29 protein-coding genes and 1 pseudogene are annotated in these 25536 nt (G+C 41.3%); 11 read left to right on the top strand and 19 right to left on the bottom strand.

The features are described 5' to 3' along the window. Positions 1 to 41: 41 nt before the first annotated feature. Both HYU97_08790 and HYU97_08795 read left to right on the top strand, forming a co-directional pair. Positions 42 to 374: a type II toxin-antitoxin system RelE/ParE family toxin gene (locus HYU97_08790; GenBank protein ID MBI2336839.1), complete on the top strand. Its 333-nt coding sequence runs from the start codon at positions 42 to 44 to the stop codon at positions 372 to 374. A gap of 16 nt (positions 375 to 390) precedes the next feature. After that, the gene (locus HYU97_08795) at positions 391 to 657 is read left to right on the top strand and encodes a helix-turn-helix transcriptional regulator (GenBank protein ID MBI2336840.1); all 267 of its coding nucleotides are present in this window, start codon (positions 391 to 393) and stop codon (positions 655 to 657) included. 18 nt (positions 658 to 675) lie between these two features. Here HYU97_08795 and HYU97_08800 read toward each other — a convergent pair. Next, a pseudogene (locus HYU97_08800) lies at positions 676 to 834 on the bottom strand (YHYH domain-containing protein). A 64-nt stretch (positions 835 to 898) separates the two neighbouring features. After that, entirely contained in the window at positions 899 to 1138 is a 240-nt protein-coding gene (locus HYU97_08805) for a hypothetical protein (protein MBI2336841.1), read from the bottom strand. A 119-nt stretch (positions 1139 to 1257) separates the two neighbouring features. Here HYU97_08805 and HYU97_08810 point away from each other — a divergent pair, with 119 nt between their 5' ends. Next, the gene (locus HYU97_08810) at positions 1258 to 1869 is read left to right on the top strand and encodes a sigma-70 family RNA polymerase sigma factor (protein ID MBI2336842.1); all 612 of its coding nucleotides are present in this window, start codon (positions 1258 to 1260) and stop codon (positions 1867 to 1869) included. Then, positions 1862 to 3916, top strand: a complete 2055-nt coding sequence (locus HYU97_08815; GenBank protein ID MBI2336843.1) for a serine/threonine protein kinase — start codon at positions 1862 to 1864, stop codon at positions 3914 to 3916. The genes HYU97_08810 and HYU97_08815 overlap by 8 nt, the downstream gene beginning before the upstream one ends. A 27-nt stretch (positions 3917 to 3943) precedes the next feature. On the opposite strand, the gene HYU97_08820 is transcribed toward HYU97_08815, so the two are convergent. The 5 genes from HYU97_08820 to HYU97_08840 form a co-directional block, all read right to left on the bottom strand. Next, on the bottom strand, positions 3944 to 4684 hold the full coding sequence (locus HYU97_08820) for a hypothetical protein (GenBank protein MBI2336844.1): 741 nt from the start codon (positions 4682 to 4684) through the stop codon (positions 3944 to 3946). Between the two features lie 3 nt (positions 4685 to 4687). Next, positions 4688 to 5821, bottom strand: a complete 1134-nt coding sequence (locus HYU97_08825) for a DUF1016 domain-containing protein (GenBank protein MBI2336845.1) — start codon at positions 5819 to 5821, stop codon at positions 4688 to 4690. Between the two features lie 381 nt (positions 5822 to 6202). Further along, positions 6203 to 6904 (bottom strand): hypothetical protein, encoded by a 702-nt coding sequence (locus HYU97_08830; GenBank protein ID MBI2336846.1) that lies wholly within the window; start codon positions 6902 to 6904, stop codon positions 6203 to 6205. 176 nt (positions 6905 to 7080) lie between these two features. Beyond that, positions 7081 to 7416 carry a DUF86 domain-containing protein gene (locus tag HYU97_08835; GenBank protein ID MBI2336847.1) on the bottom strand — a complete coding sequence of 112 codons (336 nt, stop codon included), beginning with the start codon at positions 7414 to 7416 and terminating at the stop codon, positions 7081 to 7083. After that, entirely contained in the window at positions 7409 to 7699 is a 291-nt protein-coding gene (locus tag HYU97_08840; GenBank protein ID MBI2336848.1) for a nucleotidyltransferase family protein, read from the bottom strand. Before HYU97_08840 ends, HYU97_08835 begins: the two co-directional genes overlap by 8 nt. A 169-nt stretch (positions 7700 to 7868) precedes the next feature. Here HYU97_08840 and thiS point away from each other — a divergent pair, with 169 nt between their 5' ends. The 6 genes from thiS (at position 7869) to HYU97_08870 (ending at position 12613) form a co-directional block, all read left to right on the top strand. Next, positions 7869 to 8078: a sulfur carrier protein ThiS gene (thiS, locus tag HYU97_08845; protein MBI2336849.1), complete on the top strand. Its 210-nt coding sequence runs from the start codon at positions 7869 to 7871 to the stop codon at positions 8076 to 8078. Continuing rightward, entirely contained in the window at positions 8079 to 9149 is a 1071-nt protein-coding gene (thiO, locus tag HYU97_08850; protein MBI2336850.1) for a glycine oxidase ThiO, read from the top strand. After that, entirely contained in the window at positions 9146 to 9931 is a 786-nt protein-coding gene (locus HYU97_08855) for a thiazole synthase (GenBank protein ID MBI2336851.1), read from the top strand. The genes thiO and HYU97_08855 overlap by 4 nt, the downstream gene beginning before the upstream one ends. Positions 9932 to 9933: 2 nt before the next feature. Then, positions 9934 to 11553: a phosphomethylpyrimidine synthase ThiC gene (gene thiC, locus HYU97_08860; GenBank protein MBI2336852.1), complete on the top strand. Its 1620-nt coding sequence runs from the start codon at positions 9934 to 9936 to the stop codon at positions 11551 to 11553. Between the two features lie 390 nt (positions 11554 to 11943). Next, entirely contained in the window at positions 11944 to 12324 is a 381-nt protein-coding gene (locus tag HYU97_08865; GenBank protein ID MBI2336853.1) for a type II toxin-antitoxin system RelE/ParE family toxin, read from the top strand. After that, positions 12299 to 12613, top strand: a complete 315-nt coding sequence (locus tag HYU97_08870; GenBank protein ID MBI2336854.1) for a helix-turn-helix domain-containing protein — start codon at positions 12299 to 12301, stop codon at positions 12611 to 12613. Before HYU97_08865 ends, HYU97_08870 begins: the two co-directional genes overlap by 26 nt. A gap of 282 nt (positions 12614 to 12895) precedes the next feature. Here HYU97_08870 and HYU97_08875 read toward each other — a convergent pair whose 3' ends face one another. Beyond that, a complete protein-coding gene (locus tag HYU97_08875; GenBank protein ID MBI2336855.1) occupies positions 12896 to 13720 on the bottom strand; it encodes a DUF547 domain-containing protein in 825 nt (274 codons plus the stop codon). A gap of 16 nt (positions 13721 to 13736) precedes the next feature. Between HYU97_08875 and HYU97_08880 the strand changes: the two genes are divergently transcribed. Beyond that, positions 13737 to 13934 (top strand): DUF4911 domain-containing protein, encoded by a 198-nt coding sequence (locus tag HYU97_08880; protein MBI2336856.1) that lies wholly within the window; start codon positions 13737 to 13739, stop codon positions 13932 to 13934. Here the strand turns inward: HYU97_08880 and rlmN are convergent. From rlmN to gspE, 11 genes are all read right to left on the bottom strand, one after another. Then, the gene (gene rlmN, locus HYU97_08885; GenBank protein ID MBI2336857.1) at positions 13852 to 14952 is read right to left on the bottom strand and encodes a 23S rRNA (adenine(2503)-C(2))-methyltransferase RlmN; all 1101 of its coding nucleotides are present in this window, start codon (positions 14950 to 14952) and stop codon (positions 13852 to 13854) included. The two genes, HYU97_08880 and rlmN, sit on opposite strands and share 83 nt — an antisense overlap. Positions 14953 to 15544: 592 nt before the next feature. Further along, on the bottom strand, positions 15545 to 16504 hold the full coding sequence (gene gspN, locus HYU97_08890) for a type II secretion system protein GspN (GenBank protein MBI2336858.1): 960 nt from the start codon (positions 16502 to 16504) through the stop codon (positions 15545 to 15547). 6 nt (positions 16505 to 16510) lie between these two features. Continuing rightward, complete coding sequence (locus HYU97_08895) at positions 16511 to 17092, bottom strand: hypothetical protein (protein MBI2336859.1); 582 nt, start codon at positions 17090 to 17092, stop codon at positions 16511 to 16513. 57 nt (positions 17093 to 17149) lie between these two features. Next, positions 17150 to 18745, bottom strand: a complete 1596-nt coding sequence (gene pilM, locus HYU97_08900; protein MBI2336860.1) for a pilus assembly protein PilM — start codon at positions 18743 to 18745, stop codon at positions 17150 to 17152. Next, positions 18745 to 19983, bottom strand: coding sequence for a general secretion pathway protein GspK (locus HYU97_08905; GenBank protein ID MBI2336861.1), 1239 nt, complete (start codon positions 19981 to 19983; stop codon positions 18745 to 18747). The genes pilM and HYU97_08905 overlap by 1 nt, the downstream gene beginning before the upstream one ends. A gap of 299 nt (positions 19984 to 20282) precedes the next feature. After that, a complete protein-coding gene (locus HYU97_08910) occupies positions 20283 to 20978 on the bottom strand; it encodes a prepilin-type N-terminal cleavage/methylation domain-containing protein (protein ID MBI2336862.1) in 696 nt (231 codons plus the stop codon). Continuing rightward, on the bottom strand, positions 20959 to 21399 hold the full coding sequence (locus tag HYU97_08915; protein ID MBI2336863.1) for a hypothetical protein: 441 nt from the start codon (positions 21397 to 21399) through the stop codon (positions 20959 to 20961). Before HYU97_08915 ends, HYU97_08910 begins: the two co-directional genes overlap by 20 nt. Before the next feature lie 25 nt (positions 21400 to 21424). Next, on the bottom strand, positions 21425 to 22090 hold the full coding sequence (locus HYU97_08920) for a prepilin-type N-terminal cleavage/methylation domain-containing protein (GenBank protein MBI2336864.1): 666 nt from the start codon (positions 22088 to 22090) through the stop codon (positions 21425 to 21427). Beyond that, on the bottom strand, positions 22041 to 22499 hold the full coding sequence (gene gspG / locus HYU97_08925; protein ID MBI2336865.1) for a type II secretion system major pseudopilin GspG: 459 nt from the start codon (positions 22497 to 22499) through the stop codon (positions 22041 to 22043). Before gspG ends, HYU97_08920 begins: the two co-directional genes overlap by 50 nt. A gap of 39 nt (positions 22500 to 22538) precedes the next feature. Next, the gene (gene gspF / locus HYU97_08930) at positions 22539 to 23762 is read right to left on the bottom strand and encodes a type II secretion system inner membrane protein GspF (protein MBI2336866.1); all 1224 of its coding nucleotides are present in this window, start codon (positions 23760 to 23762) and stop codon (positions 22539 to 22541) included. Continuing rightward, positions 23762 to 25483: a type II secretion system ATPase GspE gene (gene gspE / locus HYU97_08935; GenBank protein MBI2336867.1), complete on the bottom strand. Its 1722-nt coding sequence runs from the start codon at positions 25481 to 25483 to the stop codon at positions 23762 to 23764. Before gspE ends, gspF begins: the two co-directional genes overlap by 1 nt. Positions 25484 to 25536: the final 53 nt, after the last annotated feature.

Raw genomic sequence — 25536 nt, forward strand, 5'->3', positions numbered from 1 at the left:
AGCCTTGACTAATAATTAGTTTAAGCTTATATTTATTTCTAGTGAAGGTAAAGTTTTATTTGCTAAGTTCTGGCAGAAGCCCAGTTGAGGAATTCCTTCAAAATCAATCCGACGGAATTCGCGCAGACTTTTTAGATGCCATCATGCTCTTAGCTTCTGGCCATAATCTTACGATGCCGATAAGTCGCAATCTTTCTAGTGTTTACCCAGGGCTCCATGAAATTCGCCTAAAAGACAGAAATGGGCAAGTACGTATCTTCTATTTTACTAAAAAGGGAGATGCAATCTATTTACTTCACGCTATGCGCAAGAAAACCCAGGAAATTCCCAAACGGGAAATTGAACTGATCCTCAAAAGGATTAAGGAGGTATAAAATGGCTTGGAAAGAAATGAATATTGAAGAAATTGCTGATTCTTTTGGCATTAATATTGAGGAAGTGCGTGCCAAGCAAAACCTTATCCAATTAATTATCAAAGAACGAAAGAATAAAGGTCTTTCCCAAAAATCTTTGGCTAAAAAACTAGGTGTTACGCAAGGAAGGATTGCACAAATTGAATCTGGAATTGGCACTGCCCAAATTACTTTCGATGTACTTTTGCATATCCTTTCAGAACTTGGCTATACTTTTAAAATTATCACCAAGAAAGCAGCGTAAAATGAATTATATTTATCAATGACAATGATATTCCCCATACACTAATCCCCACCGTTCACAATTTGTCCAGCAATGGTGGCAGCCTGCCCTGTCAGTTCCACCAGGATGAGCCTCTACTTGGTTAAAATTAAGACTTCCTATTAAGATCAAACCTACTATGAATATTAGGTATTTCATAACTTGGCTCCTTAAAAAAAATCAAGAGCCGGATCTTTTCAAAACCGGCCCTTTCTTTATTAAATTACACTTTGCTAACAGCCATTCCAATATTTGGATTGAATGGACTGCTGTTAAGTGGGGATTGGTTCATGTTAAACGAGCTTAAGTTGTTGTAAGGATTTCCATCGGGATAGCTACGAATATGGGGTGACACATAAGTCCCATTGCTTTTAAAGTACCCGTTAACGTTAACATAAGCCCAAGAAGGCGAGCTAATTGCTGTGATTAAGATTGCTAAGGTAGTGATAATAAATGTTTTCATGGTTTTTCTCCTTTTTAAAAGTTTGTTTTAATTAACTGTTCTACTTCTAAAAGCGGCACCATTATTAAAACCGAACAAAACAATTGATGAATTTATAAGTATATGAAATATAAAAGAAAATGAGTGATCTTCAAACCACTATTCATTTGGTCAACCGAGCCAAGGCAGGGGAAAATGGAGCGTTAAATCTTTTAATGGAACGCTACCTACAAAGAATTCTGCGAATTGTTCGCGCCCGGCTTGGCCCACAACTAAGAACAAAGGTTGAATCTATGGATGTAGTTCAAGAAGTGATGATTCGTGCAGTTAAAGCTTTTGATAATTTTGAACCCAAAGACGAAGCGGCTTTTCTACATTGGATTAGCAAACTTGTTCAAAATGAAATCTGTGATCTAGCTGATTATCATGGCGCGCAAAAACGAAACCTCCATCAAGAAATTCAATCAAAACAAGATTCTGAAAAAGATCGTTCGATTTTATCAAATATTCCCGCTGATAGTCTTTATAGGCCTAGTTTTCAGTTACGGCTTAAAGAAGATGTCTTAGCCCTTGAAGCCGCTATGGACAACTTATCACAAGTCCAAAAGGAAATTGTAATCATGCGGCAATATGAAGGGCTTTCTTTTAAAGAAATTGGAACTGAATTAAATTTAAGTGAGGATGCTGCACGAATGCAATTTGCCCGAGCTATAAATAAATTGACTGACTTTATGACACAAACAAATGAATGAACAAATCAATACGATTTTTCAGTCTTTTATAGAAAAGCATGCTGATGATGAGTTGCCCATCGATTTTACGCCTCTTTTGAAGCAATACACTCAATTTAAAGACCCTCTCGAGAAAAAGATCAAAGCATATCAAAAAATAATGGGTGTTTTTTCGGACAAAGATTCTTCATCTAAAGAAAAACTACCCCAACAACTAGGGAGGGTTATAGGCGGTTGTACCCTTTTAAAAATACTGGGGCAAGGAGGCATGGGAGTCGTTTACCTAGCTCGACAAGAAAAACTCAATCGAGATGTAGTTGTAAAAGTTTTACGCCCATTTGCGGTTGATAATCAAGCTCTCAAAGAACGGTTCTTAAGGGAAAGCCGAACCATCGGCCGGTTGAATCATAAAAATATTGTTCCGGTATACGATATAGGGGAAGAAGAAAGTTCTTTTTATATCATCATGAAATATGTGCCAGGTATTCCTCTGAACAAATTGATTTCTTCTCTTGCAGGCAAAGACCGTTCAATCCTTAAAATAAAAGATTTAACTGAAGCCATTGCAAATAATATTGAACCTTCTCTGGCTAAATCCATATCTATTAATGGCAAAAGCCCCACTGAATTTTTTTGTAATTTGATCACCAAAGTAGCTGATGCTGTTCAGTATGCTCATGACAATGGAGTAATCCATCGAGATATCAAGCCATCCAATATTATTGTTGAACCCAATGGGAACCCTGTACTTTTAGATTTTGGACTGAGCCATGATGAGGTTGAAGAAAACTTAACAGTTACTGGAGAATTTTTAGGAACACCCATTTACTCGGCTCCAGAAACGTTCTTAAAAAATGAATCCCATGACAACAGGCAACTCGATGTCTACTCATTAGGGGTCACTTTATATGAAGCTTTAACCGGAAACTTGCCCTACGAAGGAAATAGCATTTATGAAATTTATGCTAATATTAAAAATAAAGAACCTGTTAGACCTAAGAGTCGTTGGAAAAACATCCCAAATGATTTAGAAACAATAATTTCAACTTCAATTTCAAAAAATATCGAATACCGATATAAGACTATTTTTGATTTAAAAAATGATTTAATCAATTTTTTGGATTATTTGCCTATTCAGGCAAAACCACCTTCTTATTCCTATAAAACAAAAATATGGCTAAAACGACGCCGCAAAAGCATTTCGTTAATTACATTGCTTCTTGCCATAAGCCTAGGTTCTTACCTCTATTTTCAAAAAGAGATCACCCAAAGCAAAAAGGATTTAAAACAGATCCAGATCACACAACAATTGCGTGAAGCTTTACACGGTCTGATCGAACATGACGTTCAAACTACTTACTCAAAAGTTGAAAAACTTTATAACGAAAACCCAGACAATGTTATGTTAAATGTTTGGTATTTTGGATTAAAAGCAAAGCTAGAAAATAATATTAATATTATCGCCGAAAAAGTACGCATACTTCATGAAAAAGATCCTGAAGATTTATTTGTTAAACTTGCGGAAGTGGTCGTTTATCACGAATTGAAAAACTTCGAAAAAAAAGATGCAGCGAAAAAAATAATATTCCAAAAATTTTCTGACGAAAAAACAATCAAGGTGTTTCCAATATATTTAAACGCATTAGGAGCTGATGACCAGTTGGTACTTGAATTTACTAAATTTGGATTATCAAAATACCCTTACGAACCAGATCTGAATTTCTTTATGAGTGTATTTTGCAAGATTGAAGATAAAGATAATAATTGTGGCATCAAATATTTGGAAATAGCTGCAGAATACTCCAACCGTTATTTAAATAGTTTAAGTTCAGCCTACGTCAATATGCCAGCAAACCAAAAACTACTTCATAAAATGATCAACAATTTAGAAAAATTGAGTCACCGCCCTTTAGCAAATTTAACGGCTGATTATTTTTTTGATCTTGGTAAATTATATCTGCGGCTAGGAGATTGTAAAAAATTCTTACAGTATCTTAATACCGCAATAAATTTGGAACCTACTAATACTAAATTGCTTGATTTTAGAAAAATCAAGCATGGATGTTAGCTAAAGAACAATTTTTCTTAATGCAATCTACTTAAAAACTCCAATTTCTTTGAGTTCGGGACAGCCTTTATTTAACCAAGCGCTAAAACCATATTCAACTTTAACAATAGGTTTCCTCAAAAATAGCTTGAATTTTTCAACTATGGTTTCTAATACGTTTCCGCATGGATTCACAATTACTAAATCACATTCTCCTAGCTGCATTGGTTGATAATATTCAAATATCTTTTCAAAAAATTTATCCGTTTCATTTTGTAAAGACATACCAACAATCGCAACTACTCCCTTATTACCCACCATTTTACTAATAAAAGAATTCAATTCGACAGATTTTTTTCTTTCATTAATAGAGTCATTTGGCAAACTAATATCAGATCTTATCTTTAATTTTTTATTTTCTATAAAATCCCCAGTATCGCCATTTTCAGAGTTCCCATTCAAATGATATACAAAGGAGCTACCTAGCCAATACGGAACCATTTGCCAATTTTTCTCATTGATTGCTTGTTCAAATAAAGTATCCCAGTTTAGAGTAGAAAAAACATGCTTAACGCCAGACACTGTATGTTTCTCACAGATTTGCAAAAGCTCTCGATACGGTAGCAGATTAATTTTACTTGAGTGTTGTATCTGAATGAGTTTTTTTTGGATTAGGTTTTTCTGTTCGGATTGACTTAGACTTTTGTCATTTAATATATCCTTGGCATCCCAATTCAACCCACATTCAATTGAAACACCCCTTCCCATAATCCAAAATATATTTTTCATCTGTTACCCCCCCAACAACCGCTTCTCACGTTCGATTAGCTCGCGTTCGTGTTCGAGTTCTTTTTTTAGTTCTGCTTCGGTGGGAAGGTGTAATTTATATTTTGAAGCAAAGAGACGCTTGGAACCTTTGAGCATCGAATATTTTACAATGGTTTCGTTCTTTTCGGAGCAAAGCACGATACCAATGGTTGGATTATCGCCCTTGCCTCGCATTTTATCTTCGAAATAACGAACATAAAAATCCATTTGACCAACGTCTTGGTGAGTTAGTCGGCCTATTTTAAGATCGATCAAAATAAAACACTTAAGAACATAGTTATAAAAAACCAGATCGATATAAAAATGCTCTGTGTCTGCTGAAATTCGGTGCTGTCGTCCAACGAACGAAAAGCCTCGCCCTAATTCCAAAAGGAAATCTTGCAACTTGCCAATCAAGAGACTTTCTAAGTCTTTTTCTTGAAGCACGGCATCTCGTTTCACATTTAAAAATTCCAAAACTAATGGATCCTTAATTAAATCTTCAGGGCAAGCTGGAATTTCTAGTTTATTGGTTTCTTCTTTTAGCAAGGTTCTATTTTTACTGGAAAGTAACCGTTCATAATAAAAGGAGTTAATCTGGCGCTCCAGCTGGCGGGTACTCCAATTGCTGGCTATCGCTTCTTCTAGGTAATATTTACGAGCTTCTTCTTTTTCGACTTTAAGCAGAAGGCGATAATGAGTCCAACTTAGTTCTGGCCTTAAAAAAGGCATCTTCAATTGGTCACTCACTGCGTGACCTTTTTGTTTAATTGAATCCTGGTCACTCAGTGAGTGACCAATTGGAAATGCTAAGTAAAATTGACGGAAATACTTAAGGTTTGTTAATGAATATCCCTCTCCAAACTCCTGGGTAAGTTTTTCAGCCAAAGACATAAGTAGATGCTCACCATAACCTGCCCTGGTTTCTCCTTTTTGCTCTTCCTCGACAATCAACCGCCCTACATTCCAATATGCCTCCACCATAATAAAGTTGACCGCACGATAAGCTTTGCCCCTGGCCTGTTCAATGACTTCTCGAATTTGGGAATAAAATTCCTGTTGGAGCGAAGGCGGCTGTTGTTTAAGGGTTAATGCTTTTGTCTTTTTGGGGCTTTTCATAGGATTTTCGTTGGCAATCTATGACGAGAGGATAAAAAAGGCAAACTGAAGATTTTTTTGAATATTGACACATCATCATGACAGCACTAGCCTAAAAATTGCATGACGAACGAAAGAAATAAAACTGAGTTTTTTTAAGTTGAGCATAATAAAATTTTTGGTTGCTTTGAATTTTGGGATTGGCACTTCCCAAATTACTTTCAATGTACTTTTGCATATCCTTTCAGAACTTGGTTATACTTTTAAAATTACCGCCAAGAAAGCAAACCTAAGAGGGCCTAAAGACTAGCATCGAAGCCATAGCGGCATGACAATCAAGAAAACACTTCAAGATCTCTGCTTGGTTTATTCTGACTTATCTTCAAGGTTCAAAAAAACTCCTCATTGAAATTTTTTCAACAAAATTTTCAAAATGGGGACATTGCTTTCGCGTACTTTATTAAGTTCTGAGGGTGAATTTACCCTAACCATTTTCCCTTCAATTTCAGACTTCGTTATCAATTCAACAATATGTTGTTCAACCAATGAAGATGAAAAAAAATCAAAGTGAAGTTTTGAATGGGAAAATTCATTGTGAATTAGTTGCAATCTTGGATTAATTTCCTTACGTTCAAGCCATCCTAAATAACTTATTGTAGTATTTTTATTTGGAAGAAGTGCTTTATTCCGATTAAATATATATTCCCCTGTATCAATTTTTACTTCAGGATCTCCAAAGAGAGCTGCCGCTAGATCTTTAAAATTCCCCGTTACAATGCCAGACCCACAGGTAATAAATCCTAATGGAATCTTTAAAGATTGGTATTTTTTTAATTGTTTTCCTGCTTTTCCAATATTATCTCGAATTCTTTGTTTTTCATTTAATGAACCTCCTATTTTAGACAGACCTTTGTTTACTTGCTTTTGAATTTTTTCTGCATTTTTCATCTCCTTCAATTCAATAATCGAACATTTATGATATTTGTGAATGAGTTTATAATCGGCATGAATATCTTGTTGATTTAGCTTACCTTTATCCAAGGATTTCCATTTAAGATTAGGAATCAAATTTAATAACTCTTCTAATAATTTTACTGAATACATATAAATTATGAATTTCGAATTCTTGGTTAAATTCTAATTTTCTAACAATCGCTTCCCACGTTCGACTAGCTCACGTTCGTGTTCGAGTTCTTTTTTTAGTTCTGCTTCGGTGGGAAGATGCAATTTATATAAAGTGCGGTTTCGGAAAAGCTATCCCATTGCTATGATTGCTGGATTTAGGACTCAATTTGACCGATTTGAGTTCTCAAACTAGGCAAATCGTTTTCCAAAATATGCCAAATAATCCCTAAATCAATACCAAAATATTCATGAATGATTCTATGCCTGAGTCCAATTATTTTTTCCCATTCGATGGCACTATGCTTAGTTTTAAAGTCAGTTGGCAAACGGTTGGCTGCTTCACCGATAATTTCTAAGTTTCTTACGACGGCATCGATAGTTTTATGATCGTTATGAAAAGCTTCTTCTGAAAGACCTGACTTATAATCAAAAATTTTATCAAGTGCCTCTTTGATGTCAGCAATAAGCAAGCCCGAACTACGTTTAGACATCAATTAACTCCGCTTCAACAATTTTAAGATAATGAGGTTTAATAGCTTTAAATGAAACAACATCGGTAGGTACCCCAATTGTTTTTTCAATTTGGTTGGCTAAAGTGACAAATTCCAACCCGATAGAGGGTTTTACCTCTACCAACACATCTACATCACTATTCTCGTTTTGGTCTCCTCTTGCATACGAACCAAACAACGCAAGACGTGTAAGGGGATACTTCTTCTGAAGAGACCCTTTTATGCCTGATAATGCTGCAATTATTTCTTCACGCGTTTTCATGAGCCAAAGCCAAGTATCTATAAAAACAATTTTAAAATCAACAGATTATTGATTATAGCAAATCAGTAGGAAGGTATAATTTATACAAGGAAGATTCCGCGCCTTGCTCGGAATGACATAAGAAACATCGATATTGACTTCTCCAGCCATACGACACTAATAAAAAAGTATGTCGGAACCCATTACAATCACCCTGAATGGCAAACTTTTTCCCCTGCAAAGTGCTATGGAATTGCAAAACTTAGTGGCTCAATTGGGGGTGAAGGGGGCCTTTGCGGTGGCGGTGAATGATGAGGTGGTTGCGAAATCAGATTTGACGAAGGTCGTGTTGAAACAAGGCGATGTGGTAGAAATTATTCACCCGGTGGCAGGAGGTTAAATGACGGCAAAGGCAAATATTGCGATTATTGGGGGTGGTATTGCGGGTTTGTCGGCGGCATGGGCTTTACAAAATAAGGGGGCACGCGTCACGCTCTTTGAAGCAGGTGAAGTGGGGCAAGGTTGCAGCTATAAGGCAGCCGGGATGATCACGCCCATTAGTGAAACTCATTTCGGAGAAGAAAAACTTCTAAAACTTTTTTTAAATAGCCTCGCACTTTACCCTGAATTTGTAAAAAATATTGAAAAGGCATCGGGCTTGGAAGTTGATTTTCATCAAACCGGTTCGTTACTCGTGGCGATTGATCCGGATGATGAAAAAGAATTACAGAGGCTCTATGATTATCAAAAAGAATTAGACCTGCCCACCACTTGGCTCACCAAAGAAGAAGTTTTAACTCAGGTTCCTTTTTTAAGCCCAAATATTCAGGCAGGGATTCGTGCCCACAAAGAATTATTTTTGAGTAATCGAAAATTAATCCGCGCTTTAAAGCAGGCCTTGCAAAATAACGGTGCGACCATTTTAGAAAATCAAAAGGTGGAAGATCTGTGGATTGAAAATCAACAATGTAAAGGGGTTGTGTGCGCTGACCAAAAACAAACCTTTGAGCAAGTCGTGATATGCAGCGGCTTGCAGAATCAATTTCCATCGCTACCTCATGACGTATTGCCTGCTTTGCATCCGGTAAAAGGCCAGGCCCTCTGTTTAAAAACAAAAGGGCCCTATCAATTTGATATGGCCGTGCGCAGTATTCATCGCTATCCGGTGTATTTAGTACCTCGTTCTGATGGGCATTTAGTGGTAGGCGCTACAATGGAAGACATGGGTTATGATGAAACGGTTACCGCGGGGGCCATGATGGATCTACTTTATGGGACGTGGCGGATTTTTCCGGCCAGTTACGAATTTCCGGTGGTAGAAACCTGGGCGGGTTTGCGCCCTGCCACCAATGATCACAAGCCCGTGATCGGCCCCACTCGCATTAAAGCTTTAAGTTGTGCCTTAGGGTTGTATCGGCACGGATTCTTGCTTGCGCCCATGGTGGGAAAATTGATAGCCGAGGTTTTATGAGTTGGTCATTAGCTGGGAAAATTTATCAGTCGAGACTTTTACTGGGTACGGCTGGGTTTCCGGATTTAGAAAAATTATCCCAGGCCATCACACTGTCGGGCTGCGAGATTTGCACGGTTGCGGTGCGGCGAGTAAATTTAGAAACTCACTCTGAATCAGGGCTGCTTCCTCTATTAAAAAGTCATGGCTTAACGATTTTACCCAATACTGCTGGCTGTTATACGGCCAAAGAAGCTGAACTAACCACCGAACTGGCAAGTAGTGCCCTTCAAACCAAGCTGGTGAAATTAGAAGTGATTCAAGACCCCTACAATCTTTTACCCAACGGCCCTGAATTATTAAAGGCCGCTAAAACACTTGTGGCTAAAGGATTTGCTGTCATGGCCTATGCCCTTGATGACCCTCTGCTTTGCCAAGAACTTTTTGAGATTGGTTGTGTGGCGGTTATGCCCATGGGTTCACCCATTGGTTCAGGCCAGGGCATACTGCATCCAAAAACCATTGAAGAAATTCGCAAAAGAGTTAAAGTTCCTTTGATTATCGATGCTGGGATTGGTACAGCCAGTGATGTGGCTAAAAGTATGGAGCTAGGCTGCGATGCGGTTTTGACCAATACCGCTATTGCCAAGGCTAAAGATCCGGCCAAAATGGCCCAAAGCATGAAACTAGCCATTGAAGCTGGTCAATTGGCCTATGCTGCTGGAAGGATCCCTGAGAAAAATTATGCCACGCCTTCTTCCCCAATGGAGGGAAGGATAGCTTTTGGGGAACGAGGAAAGTAATTATGAAAAAATTAACCTTTAATCCTTCGTATGCACCCTTTGCTAATTCTAAAAAGATTTATCTGCCGGGAAATCTCTACCCCAAGCTTCGCGTACCTGTACGCCAAATTAGTTTAACTCCTCCCAACGAACCCTTCAATGTTTATGATACGTCGGGAGCTTACACCGATCCCAATGTCTCCATCGACATTCGCGAGGGTTTGCCAACCCATCGAAAATCGTGGGTCACGGAGCGTCGTGGCAATGTTACGCAAATGCATTATGCCAAACAGGGCATCATCACCCCCGAGATGGAATATGTGGCGATTCGTGAAGGGTTTGCCCCTGAATATGTGCGTGATGAAATCGCTCGCGGCCGCGCCATCATCCCTGCCAATATTCGGCATGTTGAATTAGAACCCATGATCATTGGTCGAAATTTTAAAGTTAAGATTAACGCCAACATTGGTAACTCGGCCTTAGGCTCATCGATTGCCGAAGAAGTTGAAAAAATGATTTGGGCAACGAAGTGGGGTGCCGATACGGTGATGGATTTATCGACTGGTAAAAATATTCATGAAACTCGGGAATGGATTTTACGCAACAGCCCTGTGCCCATCGGCACCGTGCCCATTTATCAAGCCCTTGAAAAAGTCGATGGCAAAGCAGAGGCCCTCACCTGGGAAATTTTCCGCACTACGCTCATTGAACAAGCAGAACAAGGCGTGGATTATTTTACCATCCATGCGGGAGTTTTATTGCGTTATATTCCATTGACCGCTAAGCGAGTCACAGGGATTGTCAGCCGTGGGGGTTCGATCATGGCCAAATGGTGCCTCGCCCATCACCAAGAAAATTTTCTTTACACTCATTTCGAAGAAATTTGCGAAATCATGCAGGCCTATGATGTAAGTTTTAGTTTAGGCGATGGTTTAAGGCCAGGCAGCATTGCCGATGCCAACGATGCGGCACAATTTTCAGAACTCCAAACCTTGGGCGAACTCACTCAAGTTGCCTGGAAGCACGATGTGCAAGTGATGATTGAAGGCCCGGGCCATATCCCCATGCATCTCATTAAAGAAAACATGGATCGTGAGCTGGCCGATTGTTTTGAAGCACCCTTCTACACCTTGGGCCCTTTAACCACCGACATTGCACCCGGTTATGATCACATCACTTCGGCGATCGGGGCAGCGCAAATTGGTTGGTATGGTTGTGCCCTGCTCTGTTATGTAACCCCCAAAGAACATCTGGGATTGCCGAATCGCGATGATGTGCGAGAAGGAGTCATCGCCTATAAAATTGCCGCGCATGCCGCCGACCTTGCTAAACTTCATCCCCACGCCAAAGAGCGAGACGATGCCTTGTCTAAGGCACGTTTTGAATTTCGTTGGGAAGATCAATTTAATTTATCTTTAGACCCCGAACGGGCACGGAGCTACCACGACCAAACCTTACCGGCAGCCCCAGCTAAAACTGCTCACTTTTGCAGCATGTGCGGGCCTAATTTTTGCTCGATGAAAATCACCCAAGACGTGCGCGAATACGCTCGCATCCACCACTTAAGCCCCGAGTCCGCCTTAGAAAAAGGCTTAGAAGAAAAAGCCGAAGAATTCCGCAAAACTGGTAGTCTGTACCGGTAGAATAAACAAAACTTGAGTTGGCAGCGTGAGTAGGGTTGCTTCAACCCGTGCTCCGCTCCTCGTATTCGCACCAAAAAAGTGTTGGTTTACGATGAAGTTGGAGTATTCCCTCTGGTCATCCTCCAGCTTCAGTAAACCAACACTTTTTTGGTGCTCATGACTCGTCGCTCTCGCACAAAGGGTTTCAGCAACCCTACTCACGCTGCCAACTCAAGTTTTGTTTATTCTATATCTATACCAAATAAGATAATAATCTTAAAAAAATTTCTCCCCTGTAGGCTCCACCTAATAACTGGTACATTCTTTGCTTTCTAAAGCATAGGAACATTAACGAATTTATTCGAACGTGAAAAACAGACTTGTTAATTATCACAATATTGATATAATCATATGCCAATAGTTGAAGTTATCTTTTTTAAAGATGAAAAGAGACAATGCCCGGTTTTAGAGTGGTTAAATACCTTACCACAAAAAATCGAAGCTAAAGCTAGGGCTCGTATTGAAGAGCTTGCAAAACTAGGGCATGAATTACGAAGGCCTTTGGCAGATTATTTACGAGATAACATTTACGAGCTAAGATGGAGGTATCATTCAGTTAATTATCGAATCCTTTATTTCTTTTATCAAAGGACAACGGTTGTTCTCTCTCATGGATTTACTAAAGAACATATTGTCCCTCCTAAGGAAATCGAAGTAGCAATAAAAAATAAAAAACTGTTTGAAAGTAACCCGGAGAAGTACAGTTATGAGACAGCATCGTACGAAAACTAGAAACGCCCTTGAAATTCTCAAGAGACGGGCCGAAAAAGATCCAAAACTACAAAAACACTACCAAGAAGAAAAACTCAACTTACGTATTGCTATTTTAATCCGTGAGGCCCGAGAAGCAGCTGGGTTTACCCAAACTCAGCTAGCTAAATTGATCGGTACCCAGCAATCAGTCATTTCTCGCCTAGAAGATGCCGACTACGAAGGTCACTCGCTTACCATACTCCAAAAAATCGCCCGTGCCCTCAACAAAACCCTCATACTTAATTTTCAAAAAACCCGAGCTGCGTAATAAAAACGTCCGCAAAACCGGCGGCTTGTACCGGTAGAATAAATAAGACTTAAAGGGGCAGCGTGAGTAGGGTTGCTGAAACCCTTTGTGCGAGAGCGACGAGTCATGAGCATCAAAAAAGTGTTGGTTTACTGAAGTTGGAGGATGACCAGAGGGAATACTCCAACTTCATCGTAAACCAACACTTTTTTGATGCGAATACGAGGAGTCCTTCGCCAAGCCTCAGGATAAATTCCGCACGGGTTGAAGCAACCCTACTCACGCTGCCCCTTTAAGTCTTATTTATTCTAACGCTCGGTCGTTGAGGGTCCAATTAAAGGGGCCGTAAACAATCGAAATCTTCTCGGGTAGGCCTTTTTGATAAGAACGAATGAGCATTTCAATATTTCCTAACTCTTCACGATGCCAATCTAAATACCCCGTTACAAACAAACGTTTCTTTTTAGGGTCCCAAACTACATTGTAGGGTTCTTTTAAAAATCGAACGGCGGCTTCATCGAGCTGTTCTTCAATTTTATCACCACTATAGGCAAAGGGTGGTAAGCGCGCACCTCCTTGGGTGGCCAAAACCCTCGCCATGACCATCCGCGGGTCACGAATTTTTTTCTTAAAAATTTCTTGTTCGAAATCTAACAACGAATATTTTTTGCTGCCTATCTTCCATCTTTGTTCACTGAAAAAATTAGGGGCCTTTAAAGGCGAGGTTAGTGGATATTTTTCTAAAACTTGCCAAAGCACGATGGCATTATGGAGATTTAACCAGGCGGTGTTAATTTCGGTAGGATGGCCCAAGAGGTCAGGATTAATTTCACAAAGATCATCAATATAACTTTTGAGCAAAGCTAAATCTTCTTTATCGCGTTTGAGCGATTTGTAATCAACCAGGCCCTTCTTATCGACATATTTTCGTAAAATGCGATCTAATACTTCATGATTGATACGAATAATATCTTCGGGTGGGGGGGAGGCTTTGGGGATGGATTCAGGCTGCTCTTGTGGAACTTGGCCAAACGCGGTAGGAGAAAAGAGAAGAATAATAAGGAAGATCGCCGCGCTAACGCTCGCGATGACATGAATGGAAGATGAAGTTCGTTTACGATATTTCAAAATAGACCCTAAAGATGTGGTTTTTCTTAAAGCCATTTTAGAAAGCTATGAGGGCATGGCCATTTTACGCACCACCGATGAAGAACATAAAATCATCGAGGTTTGGATTAACCCCTATTTTTCAAAAGAAATCAATGCGGTGTTGCAGGAGCTTCAGTCAACCGTTCCAATGCATGAAGTTGCTTTTGAACAAAAGTTGCCTTGGGTTCCATAGCCGCCTTCAATTGGCCACAGGCACCTAAAATATCCCGGCCCCGACTTTGCCGCACATTAGTTTGAATGTCATGCTGATAAAGCACATTTTGAAAGCGATACGTTTGTTCGTCTGAAGTTCGCTCAAATCCACTTTCGGCAAAGGCATTAAAGGGAATAAGATTAACTTTAGCCAGCACACCTTTTAATAATTTAACCAGCCGTTCGGCATCTGCCAAAAAATCGTTAACCCCAGCTAATAACGTATATTCAAAGGTTACTGGGTAACCCGATATTTGACTATATTTTTTGCAAGCTTGCATAAGTCTTTTGAGATTGTACTTTCGATTCATAGGGATGAGTTGATCACGCATGACATCGGTAGTCCCCGTGAGCGAAACCGCAAGTTTTACATCGGAATCATGGGCAAATTGCTCGATCTGCGGCACCAGCCCACAGGTTGAAACCGTGACTCGGCGCTTGCCTATGCTCAAAGCATTTCGATCGATAATAATTTTTAAGGCATTAATCACGGTAGCATAATTATGAAAAGGTTCCCCCATCCCCATAAATACAAGGTTGGTGATCTTTTGTTCAGGTGATAATTGGCGAACACTAGCCATGATCTGTTCAATAATTTCAAATAAAGTGAGATTACGCATTAAACCTAAAGTGCTGGTTAAACAAAAAGCACAACCCATGGCACAACCTACTTGGGTGGAAATGCACAGAGTCATCCGATCAGCTTTAGGAATCAACACGCTCTCAAGGGTTTGCCCATCCGACAATTCATATAAAAATTTTCGAGTTCCATCGCTGCTCTCTTGAACTATTTTGGGAACCCAACGCTCAATGGTAAACATTGCGATGAGTCGCTCCCGCAATGCCTTAGAAAGATTGGTCATGGCATTGAAATCAGCCACATCAAATTGATAAAGCCATTTGACAATTTGAGTATACCGATACCCTTCAATACCCCACCCCGCTAAGGTTGTTTGCAACTGCTCTAAACTCAAATTCTTAATATTCGCTAATTCCATAAGAGACCCCCCTACCAAGATTTTTTTCGAAAAAAAATACGAGAATTCAGTGCTGGGAAAATACTAATTACCTAAAAAGTTTTTTTGAAGTCGGCAGAGGCTTCCAGGGGTCCGTGTCGCCTGGGGGTTACGGCCCCCAGGCGCACTCAAAGTCTCAGCTTTCACGACTATATAGCCATAGTGGTGAAAGCTGGAGTTTACCCTGAGCGAAGCGACAGGGACAAACCCCTTCCAGCCTCAGCCAACTTCAAAAAAACTTTTCATGTCTCTTCAAATATTTGAGAAGAAGTCTTTTCGAGGTAGGGAGGGGCCAAGGGAGAGCCTTTTAGCGCAGGAGGTCGGACGTAGGAGGGCTCAAAAATTTTATTGTTTTTTTGAATTAGAGGACGACAGAGGAGTACTCTAATTCAATTAAAAACAAAAAATTTTTTAGCCCGAGTAGGCCGACCGGGCGCGGGCTCTCCATTGGCCTCTCCCTGCCTCGAAAAGACGTGACTTTATTTGCAGATGAATTGAAGAATGAAATGGAAGATTCTGTCGCCATCATGGGTCCCTGCCTTCGCAGGGATGACATTGCTCAGAATGACAATCACTACATTGGCAAGGGAATAGGCAGATCGGCGATTTTGATTTGGGGGCGACGGGTGGTGCCGGTAATGGCAAGGGGCAAAAAACCTTGGGGGTTGCGCTTTTCGTTTAATTGAGTTTTGAAAAGGCCAATGTCAAAACTTTCGCCTAACATGCCACCCACCCATGAAAAAATGCGATCTTCTAGGGCTGACGCTAGTTTCATGTCGCCGGTTAAATTTAATTTGGTCTGCCCGGCTAAGGCACTCAATTGAACATCACCTTTGAGGTTGAGTTCTAAATCGCCCCCTTGCAAGACAAATTCACTTAATACCAATTTGCCTTGGTTGATCTTACCAACCACCTTAGAACCCTTTTTGCCACTTAATTGAATGGCAGGGAGCTGCATTTCACTCGCAATCGCATTAAATTTAAAGGGGTCGATCACTAAATTAACTAAATCAAGTTCAATGCTACCTTCACTTTTTTGAAAATTTTTGCCATCGCCTTTAAATTCTAAACTTCCTTCTAAGCTGCCTTTATAAGTAAAATCTTTGTCTTTCCATAATTGAAGATTGGCTAAACTCATTTCGTCAAATTCTAATTCGAGGGTTAGCTCATTACCACTTTGTTGAAACAATCCGCCCACTGATCCCTTATCCTGCTTAAGATCGAACTGCAGTTGAGTATTACCCAAGAGTAGGGGTAAAAAAGCTAAATTAATCTTCACTTTCGGGGATTGAAAAACCAAAACATCTTTTTCTTGGCCGCGTTTTAATACCTGCACTTTGAGAAAATAAAGATTCCCAAACATACTCACATCCATATCCCCGACTCTCAGTGCATAATCATTACCAATTTGCTTCTCAACTTCGGCTAGGATCTTAGATTTTAGGGCATCGTAGGGAAAAACAAAAAAGAGGAAAAAGATGTATAAAACAAAGGCGGTTAACGCAAAAAGTACGATTTGAATTTTTTTGTTCATATTTTTTTAAGATTCTTTGGTGGCTGTAACCATGGTTACAATATGAAACTTGGCATTGAGCAATTTGCGATCTTCCCAAGCCGGTGTGATCTTTAATGTGGTCACCTTCATTTTTACTTCGCGATAATTTTCGATACTATAAAATAATTCTACCAATTGGCTTAAAGTAACCTTGGACACTTGAACATCGACATATTGTTCTTTGAAGTTACCATCGGCAGGCCCAGTCTTTTCGCTTTGTGAATCAATCGTCACCCCCGTTTTAGAAGAAAGATTATCCATGATGGCGGTGAGTTTGACACTACCCTCGGGTTTGATGCCCTCGTTTAGCCGATTCACCTTTTTTTCTAACACTTGATATTCTTGAATTTTTTCGATGATTTTAGCCACGTCTCCTTCGTGATTGCGAATTTGCTTTTCTAATTTTGACAATTTGGAACTGGCACAAGAAAGAGGCAGAACAATAATGAGCAGAAAGGCCACCACCACCCCCGCAATGGCCATGGCCCGTTCTTGGCTATTAAACCCCAGAAAGCGGCTGTAGATTTCGTCGATATTTAATTTTTCTTTTAGAGAGAATTTAGGCATAATAATTTTGCTATCATGTGGATCCCGGGTCAAGCCCGGAATGACGTGAAAATATAATCAATTCGTAGCTGCGAGATCAAAAGAGATTGTAAAATTAATCTCGTCGTTGATTCCTTTCTTTTGGTCACCGGTGGTTACGTTTTGAAAACCAGGTTGTTTTTGTAAGTTGGCCTGAATCTTGGCCACCGCATCATAAGAAGTGGTTTTTCCCTTAAAGCTAACTCGATTGCTGGCAATATTGAGTTCGCCCACGTCGATGGTTACTTCTTCTCGATTGGGTGTTGCATCAGAAATTTTCTTTAACACCTCTAAGGCGCTCATTGATTGTTCATTTTCCATCTTGGCTAATTTATCTTTTAGCGTCTTGGTTTTATTGGTTAACTCGGTGAGGGCTTTTGATGCGGTTAAAATTTTGCTACTTCCTTTGGGCGTTGCCACGTCACCCAAAGAATTGCGCACCATTTTATCGACGTTTTTATTTAATTTTTCTACCCGGCCTGACAAAATCCAATAACTTGAAATGAAATGCACCAACGCCAAAAAGGCTACGGTGGCCGCTAAAACCCCTATCTTTTTAAAACTGCCTTCGAGTTGTTCAATGTCACGTTTATAAGCAAAATCTCCTTGCCTAAAATTGAGCGCCACTACCTTGCCGGGAAATATCGCACGGAGAGCTGCCCCAAAGGCGGTGGGAATAATAGGGCGCACGGTTTCACGGTCGCTTAAGTGAGTATAATGATCATCTAAAACATCTAAGGGGCTCACATTGACCCGCAAACAATTACTAAAAAATTGGTCGATGCCGGCTAGGCGCGAACCACCCCCGCATAAATAAAGGGCGTCAATCGGGGCCTCACCCCGTTCATAATAAGCAAATAAAGTTTGCTTCACTTCATGAAATAATCTCATGGCTACTTGCTTTAAAGCTACACTGCCTGCATCGGTGGTATCAGAAATTTGGCCTTGGCTATGCTTATGTTCTTCTGCTTCGGCATAAGGTATTTGCAACGCTTCTTGTAAACTTTGAGTAAAATGCAACCCGCCCACATTCAGGGTACGAACGGCCCTTAAACGATTCCCGCGCATAAAAACTAAATTGGTTTTACTATGACCCACGTCTAACAAGACATAAGTCCCTTGCGTGGGCAAACAATTGGTTTGACTCAAGTGGCTCAAGTCAATCGAATCAACCCCTATATAACGAGGGTCTAAACCGCCGGCTTGCAGCGTTGCTAAATTTTTCTTAAAGGTTTCTACCTTTAAATAAGCCACCAATACCCGGCTCAAACCGCCCAATCGTTCAATGACATGATAATCCATGGTGAGTTGATCACTTTCAAACGGCACGTATTCTTCTAATTCTAAGCCAATGACTGAGTCGATTTTTTGCTTTTTAGTAAAAGGAAGTTCTAAATAACGAACGGCAACAAGATTGCCCGGTAAAGACATAACCGCATAATCGTATTTTAAGGGATGATCTTGGAAAAACTTGGTAAGCGCTGCGCTACCGGCCTGTTCATGATTTAACAGCTCAGCTGCCACCAGCGGTAATTCAAAAAAATTGACGATCTTAAATTCGCTTAAGCCACGTTCAACATGAATAATTTTAACGGAGTAAGAACCAATATCGACTCCTAATAGGGACTGCGGCATTATTCCACCCTCCAATAAAGCAATTTCCAATGGGCGGGGATTTTTTCGGTGGTGTCAAGCACCACTCGGATATTAACCTTGGTTTGACGATCTAAATCTTCACCCAACGCACCCGTTCCGATCACGGTATAAACAAAACCGTCTGTTTTAATCATGCTGCCAAAGGCTGCACTAGCGGTGGTTGGAGGAGTTGTTGCACCGGTAGCCGGAGGCGGCTTGGGGCCGGTGGGGGTGGTCGTTGCTGAAACAATCCCCAAGGCCGTATCGACGTTAGTGGTCATGGCCGTTACATCGGGGCAAGCCGTTTGAGCTGCCATAACGGCCTTATCTAATAATTCTTTATTATCCATGGAGATTCCTTGCACCCTAGGGTCACCTTCCACATAGGCTAAAATCATAGCCTTTATAATAGATTCATTTGCCCGACATGCCAAGATTTTACCGTCTTTACCATAAATAGTAACATGGTTTTTAAGTTTTTCAAAAAGATCGTCGTTCATCCCCTCGACTAATAATAACTCTTCAAGAGAAATAAGTTTCCCATTTTTAGGGCGCCGATTGGGGTCTTGGTATTTGCTGCGCTCAGGCCCTAACTCTTCGCCTTGCAAACCATTGCTCAAATCATCTCTATCAATAAAATCAGCAATATTTCCAGCAAGATCTTCAGCATCTTTAAGACGATTACTAAAGAAATCCTTAAACTCCTCGGAAGCTAGTAAAAAGAATAAGATGCGGCGTAAGCGTAGGTATTCTTTTTGCTTAGGATTGAGTTGATAAAAGGCGTTAAGATTAATTTTGGCCTCTTCTTCCGTTACGACTGCAGCAAAATCTCCTTCAAAAGCCAGAAATTGCTCCATTACTTTCGGGTCAAAGAGGTTTACCCCCTTTTGCATATCTCCCAAAGGACTGCCGCTTGCGCTGGGAGTAGCCGTATCCTCGGGAGGAAGCGTTGGGATTGTTTCCCCCACTCCCATCGAAGCGGCTTGCCGCAGTAAGAAAGTATTGAGTGGAACAAGTTCATACAAGGGGGGAATTTTGATATTGGTGCCATATTGCTTATTCGCCGATTTTGCAAAACCCTTCACTTCTTTATCGGCCTTTAAAATGAGTTTGGTAAAATTGATGGCCGATACCGCTAAAAAATAGGCCTGCACCCTTTCTTGTTGATTTTGTGCCAAACTAAACACCACGTTTTCATTATAGGCAAACTCCACCACCGCAGCACTTAAGACAGCCAACGCTGATAAAACAATGAGCAGGGCAACCCCACGGGAAGAACTATAACTATAATGTCTTCGTTTTGAGAGAAACGCGTTTAGATGGTTGAGGAAGCCATCGCTCCTTCGCAAAGCCTCAGGACAGGGTCCGCGGCGGGGCCCCCAATGCGGGTTTGCCGGCATGGAAAGCCGAGGCCCCCGCCTTTGGCGGGGGAACGCGGAAGGATTCCGTGCCGGCAAACCCGCATTAGGGTCGCCGCTGCAGCGCCGGCTGACGAAACCATCTAAACGCGTTTCTCTCAAAACGAACACCTTACTGTTCATAGTTCAATCGCCTTTTGTGACAATGCAATGGGCACAATGACACGATAAACAAATTGATTGGCTTCATCATTTAATGAATTGACATTTAAATCTAAGTAAACCGTTAAGGTCACTTTAACGGCCCTGGGTAAGCGGTCTTGAATGCTGCCTAAAAAAGTATCCCAGGTTTTGGTATATTCTTTGGCCCTGGAATCGTAATATTCCAGTTGCAAACTTTTGACATTATCTAACAAAATATCAGACCTACCACCTTCATCGATTTTTTGATCAATCTTAGACGATTCGCGCCGCATCAAATAATAAACCCCTGACAGGTCATCGCGAGATTTTAAATAATACCCAATTTCTGCCACTTCGGTTTCTTTTTGATCTTTAACAAACCTGCGATGACTAAAAGAATTAAAATCGAGCCTGTCTTCTTTGCCCATAAAACCAATTTTGTAATCAGGATTATCCCCTAACATGACCGGTGATTTAATGAGAAAACTAGCCTGTAGATCATCAAATATTTTGTTGAGGGCGTTGGTTGCCAAATGAGTCCCGTCGTCTAATTTAACCACCTCTTCTTGCGAATCTAACATGCCATCAATCGATTGAAAAAGTAGCACTGCCATCATGCCTAGAATGGCAATGGCCACCATGATTTCAATAAGGGTTAATCCCTTTTGATTTTTAACGCATATTCGTAACATGGGTACTCACGGTAATAAATTCTTCTTCTTCGCCTTCGGGCCAAGAAATCTTTATGGTAACAAAGCGAACCCCATCGCCAATCAGCTTAGAGGCATATTGAGCCACCTGCGAACCTGAAACGTTGCTTTGCGCCTTGCCATCGCCTGAGGCACTCGCCAAAGGAATCTCAACTTTTTTAATTTGTACTTCCCACTTAAATCTCTCATAAGGGGCATCAAATTGGCCTCCATCTTCTTTCTCATCGGGGAAAGTCCCCAGTGCCATGTCTTTTTCTATGTCGAGCAGGTATTGCGTTAGCTGTTCTTGGGCCAAGAGACTAGCCAAGGTTACATTTTCAGAACGGGCGCTAGTTAAAACAGCATTGGAGTGGGAAATATAAAGGATGAGAATGCTCGAGGCCAAGATCGCTAGAGAAATCATGACCTCTAAAAGAGAAAAACCATGATTATTCGTGGTCGGTGATATTGGCTTCAGTATATTCATTCTTGATTTCAGCCTTGCCGGTAGCTGGGTTGACGATAATTGAATAATAATTGTCTTCTTCCCCGTTGGTTAAATTAATAACCGTAGGTTCTGTCCAACCATGCGGGAAAAAATAAATCTCTACTTTACCTGTGGTGGCCTTTTGCGCCAAGTGCCCCACAAAAACATCGACGATCTTCACGGGGTCACTTAATTGTTGCGGCTCGATTAAATATTCTTCTACTTTGGCAAAGTCATCCCCCTCGGGTTGCTGCATCAGTTCTTCTGGTTCTGAGGTTGCTTCGGGTTTTTCTTCTGGCTTTTTGGTAGGCGCTTTCACTTCTTGATTAATGGATATTAGAAAAGGCGAAGTTCGCGCCTCGGCATAATATTGCTGACTGTCGAGGTCGATCACTATACGATAATATTTTTTTTGAATGGCCGCTTCGTTAAAGACATATTTTAAAGTGCCACTCAAACGACTCGAAGCCTCTTTGAGATCTGAATCACTCACATCGGTGATCACGGTGACACCTAAGGCCATGATGGTAGCCACCAAAGCGATCACAACCATGATTTCAATGAGGGTGAGCCCCTGATTATTCGGGTTTGGCTTCACCTGTCTCTTCACTACTGAGATCGGCGTCATAGCCATCCCCACCTTCTTCCCCATCGGCTCCATAAGAAACCACTTCGTAATCTTTGCCCCCTTGCCGGCTAGGGCTAAAGTATAAAAATTCATTGCCCCAAGCATCTTTGGGCAATTTTTCAATAAAGCCATTTTTGGGATATTTAGAGGAATCTTTTAAGTCACTCGGGGCTTCAACCAAGGCATTGAGCCCCTGTTCAGCCGTTGGATAAGTACCAATCTTGCGTTTGTATTGCTTCAGGGCCCCCTCGACATTGGAAATAGCAATCTTGCTTGTTTCTACCTTTGATTCGTCGAGATAATCTAGAACATTCACGGTAACCAGAGAGGCTACAGTTGCAATGATGGCAATGACCACCATGATTTCGATGAGTGACATACCGGCTTGGGCTCGAAAAAAATTTCTCATGTAAATGACTCCTTCTAAAATGACCTATAGGTTACCTTGCTACTTACGTCTCGTCAACTGATTGAGTTTCAAAATGGGCAACAAAATCGACAATACAATAAAGGCCACAATCCCACCCATGGTTAAAATGATTAAAGGTTCTAACAAAGTTGTTAACGTAGAAACGCGGGTTTCAACTTGGGTATCATAAGCATCGGCCACGCGCTCGAGCATGGGCTCTAATTGGCCCGTTTTTTCACCAATGGCAATCATGCGAACCACCAAGGGTGGAAAATATTCGCTCTTGCCTAAAGATGAAGCGATGGGTTCACCTTCTTTAACTGCTACCTTCGTATTTTCAATGACCTCGGTCAAGACTGCATTGGCCACCACGTTTTTGACAATATCGAGCGCCTTGACCAAGGGAACCCCGGAGCTGAGCAAGGTTGATAGGGTGCGAGAAAAGCGGCTCAAAGCGATCATTTTGAATAATTCCCCAAAAATGGGCAGCTTTAAGCTTAGCTTATCAAACTGATATTTACCTTTAGGCTTTGCTTTATATTTTAAGGCCACAAAAATTAAGATCGCCAATAGGAGTAACGCCAACCACCAATACGATTGTAAGAAAGTAGAAAATTTTACCAAAAGATTGGTGATCGTGGGTAAAGCAACTTTGTTGGTGGTGAAGATTTTAACAATTTTAGGCACCACCCCTACCATCAAAAAAAACATCAACCCAATAGCCACCACCGCCATCACCACAGGATAAGTCACGGCACCAATCACTTTACTTTTTAAATGGGCCTGGGCTTCGGTAAAATCGGCTAAGCGCTTCAACACGAGATCGAGCGCACCGGAGGCCTCGCCTGCACTGATCATACTGATATAAAGGTCACCAAAAAATTTGGGATAAGCGCGCATCGAATCCGATAACTTGGCACCTTCGACCACTTTTTCTTTAATACCACTCAAGGCATTGCGTAATTTAGGGTTTTCAATTTGTTCAACTAAAGCCGCGAGCGAATCTACCAACGGAACGTTTGCCCCAATGAGGGTCGATAATTGGCGAGTCATATTAGCAATCTCGGCAACACTGACGCGTTGAAAATATTGGCTAATGGCCGTGTGACGCAAGCTGGAACTAGCTTCGCCAGCGTTTAAAGTGGTGGGGAAAATATCAAGCTTGCGTAATTTAGAACGGGCCGATTTTAGATTTTCGGCATCGATGGTACCGCTGACACTTTTGCCGGATCGGTTGATCCCCTTATAAGCAAAGACACCCATTAAGCCCCTCGTGCCACATCTTCTTGAGTAACTCGTAAAACTTCTTCAATGGTAGACATGCGCTGCTTGATTTTTTCAACGCCGTCTTCTCGTAGCGTCTTCATCCCTAATTCCATGGCCTTCTTTTTAATAACCGTACCACTGACATTTTGCATAATAAGGGCACGAATCTCTTCATCAACGGTCAGCATTTCATAAATACCTCTTCGGCCCGTGTAACCTGTATTCAAACACTCCCCACAACCTTTGGGATTGGCCTTGTAAATTTTGACGCCTTTAAAATCTTCGAGTGAAGCCCCCAAAGTTGCGATCTCAGGTGCGGAGGGTTCATATAAAATACCACAATTTTTACAAACGGTGCGGATGAGGCGCTGTGCCACAATGCCCACTAAAGACGACGCCACTAAAAAGGGCTCCACCCCCATATCGATCAAACGAGTGATGGAACTCGCCGAATCGTTGGTGTGTAAAGTTGAAATCACCAAATGCCCAGTGAGCGAAGCCTGGATGGCAATCTCGGCGGTTTCTTTGTCGCGAATTTCACCGACCATCACCACATCGGGGTCTTGACGCAAGATGGATCGAAGGCCTGCGGCAAAGGTTAACTCGATCTTAGGGTTGACCTGAATTTGATTGATGCCTTGCAATTGATATTCTACAGGGTCTTCAATCGTAATGATTTTAACATCAATGGTGTTGATCCTACTTAGCATGGCGTAGAGGGTGGTGGTTTTACCAGACCCCGTAGGGCCGGTTACTAAAATGATACCATGACTACGACCAATAAGCCCTTCGACATATTCTTTATGTTTGCCCTCAATCCCCAAGGTATCAAAACTAAGCACCACTTTACTCTTATCTAAGAGCCGCATAACGACCGATTCGCCAAAAGAAGTGGGTAGCGTTGACACACGAATATCGATATCTTTACCGGCTATCTTAATGCGGATGCGGCCATCTTGAGGCAGCCGCTTTTCAGCAATATCGAGGCTCGCCATAATCTTAATGCGAGAAGTGATAGAATTTTGAAACTTTTTGGCCGGCCGCATGATGTCGTAGAGAACTCCGTCGATACGAAAACGCACCACCAATTCTTTTTCAAAAGGCTCCACGTGAATATCACTAGCCTTCTGCTTCACAGCTCGAAACAAAAGTGAATTTACCAATCGAATAATGGGCGCTTCATCATCGGCATCGAGCAAGTCTTGGGGTTCTTCTAATTCTTGAGCAATAGCATCGAGGTTTTCTTCGCGCAGCTCATCCATCATGCCGCTGGAAGTGGTAGTGGCTCCACGATTATAGGCCATATTGACGGCATCGAGCACCTGAGCGCTGGTGGTAATATAAGGCCGAATGGGGCAATGAAAAAGCATGCGCAATTCATCAACGGTTTCAATATTGCTGGGATCGGATAATGCGACTTCTAAAATGCCGTTCACTTTGCGAATGGGAATGACCTCATTTTTTTTGGCATAGTTAATGGGCAAGCTGGCGATGAGATCTAAAGGAATGGCGTCGGTTTCAATTTCTTTTAGATAAGGGAGATCTAATTGGATGCTGATGGCTTCTAAGATATCTTCGGTTTTAAGATAGCGCAACTGAACGAGGGCCTCGCCTAAACGAATCCCCTTTTCTTTTTGCACCAGCAAGGCCTCTTCTAATTGGCCATCGGTTAAATTGGTGCGCTCGAGTAAAATATTCCCCAGACTTCGGTCTAACATAACAGCGCTATGTTAAATCATCTTAAATAAGAGAACAAGGGATTTAAGCAAGG

The organism is Deltaproteobacteria bacterium, assembly GCA_016183235.1.
In the GTDB taxonomy this organism is placed as follows: domain Bacteria; phylum UBA10199; class UBA10199; order DSSB01; family JACPFA01; genus JACPFA01.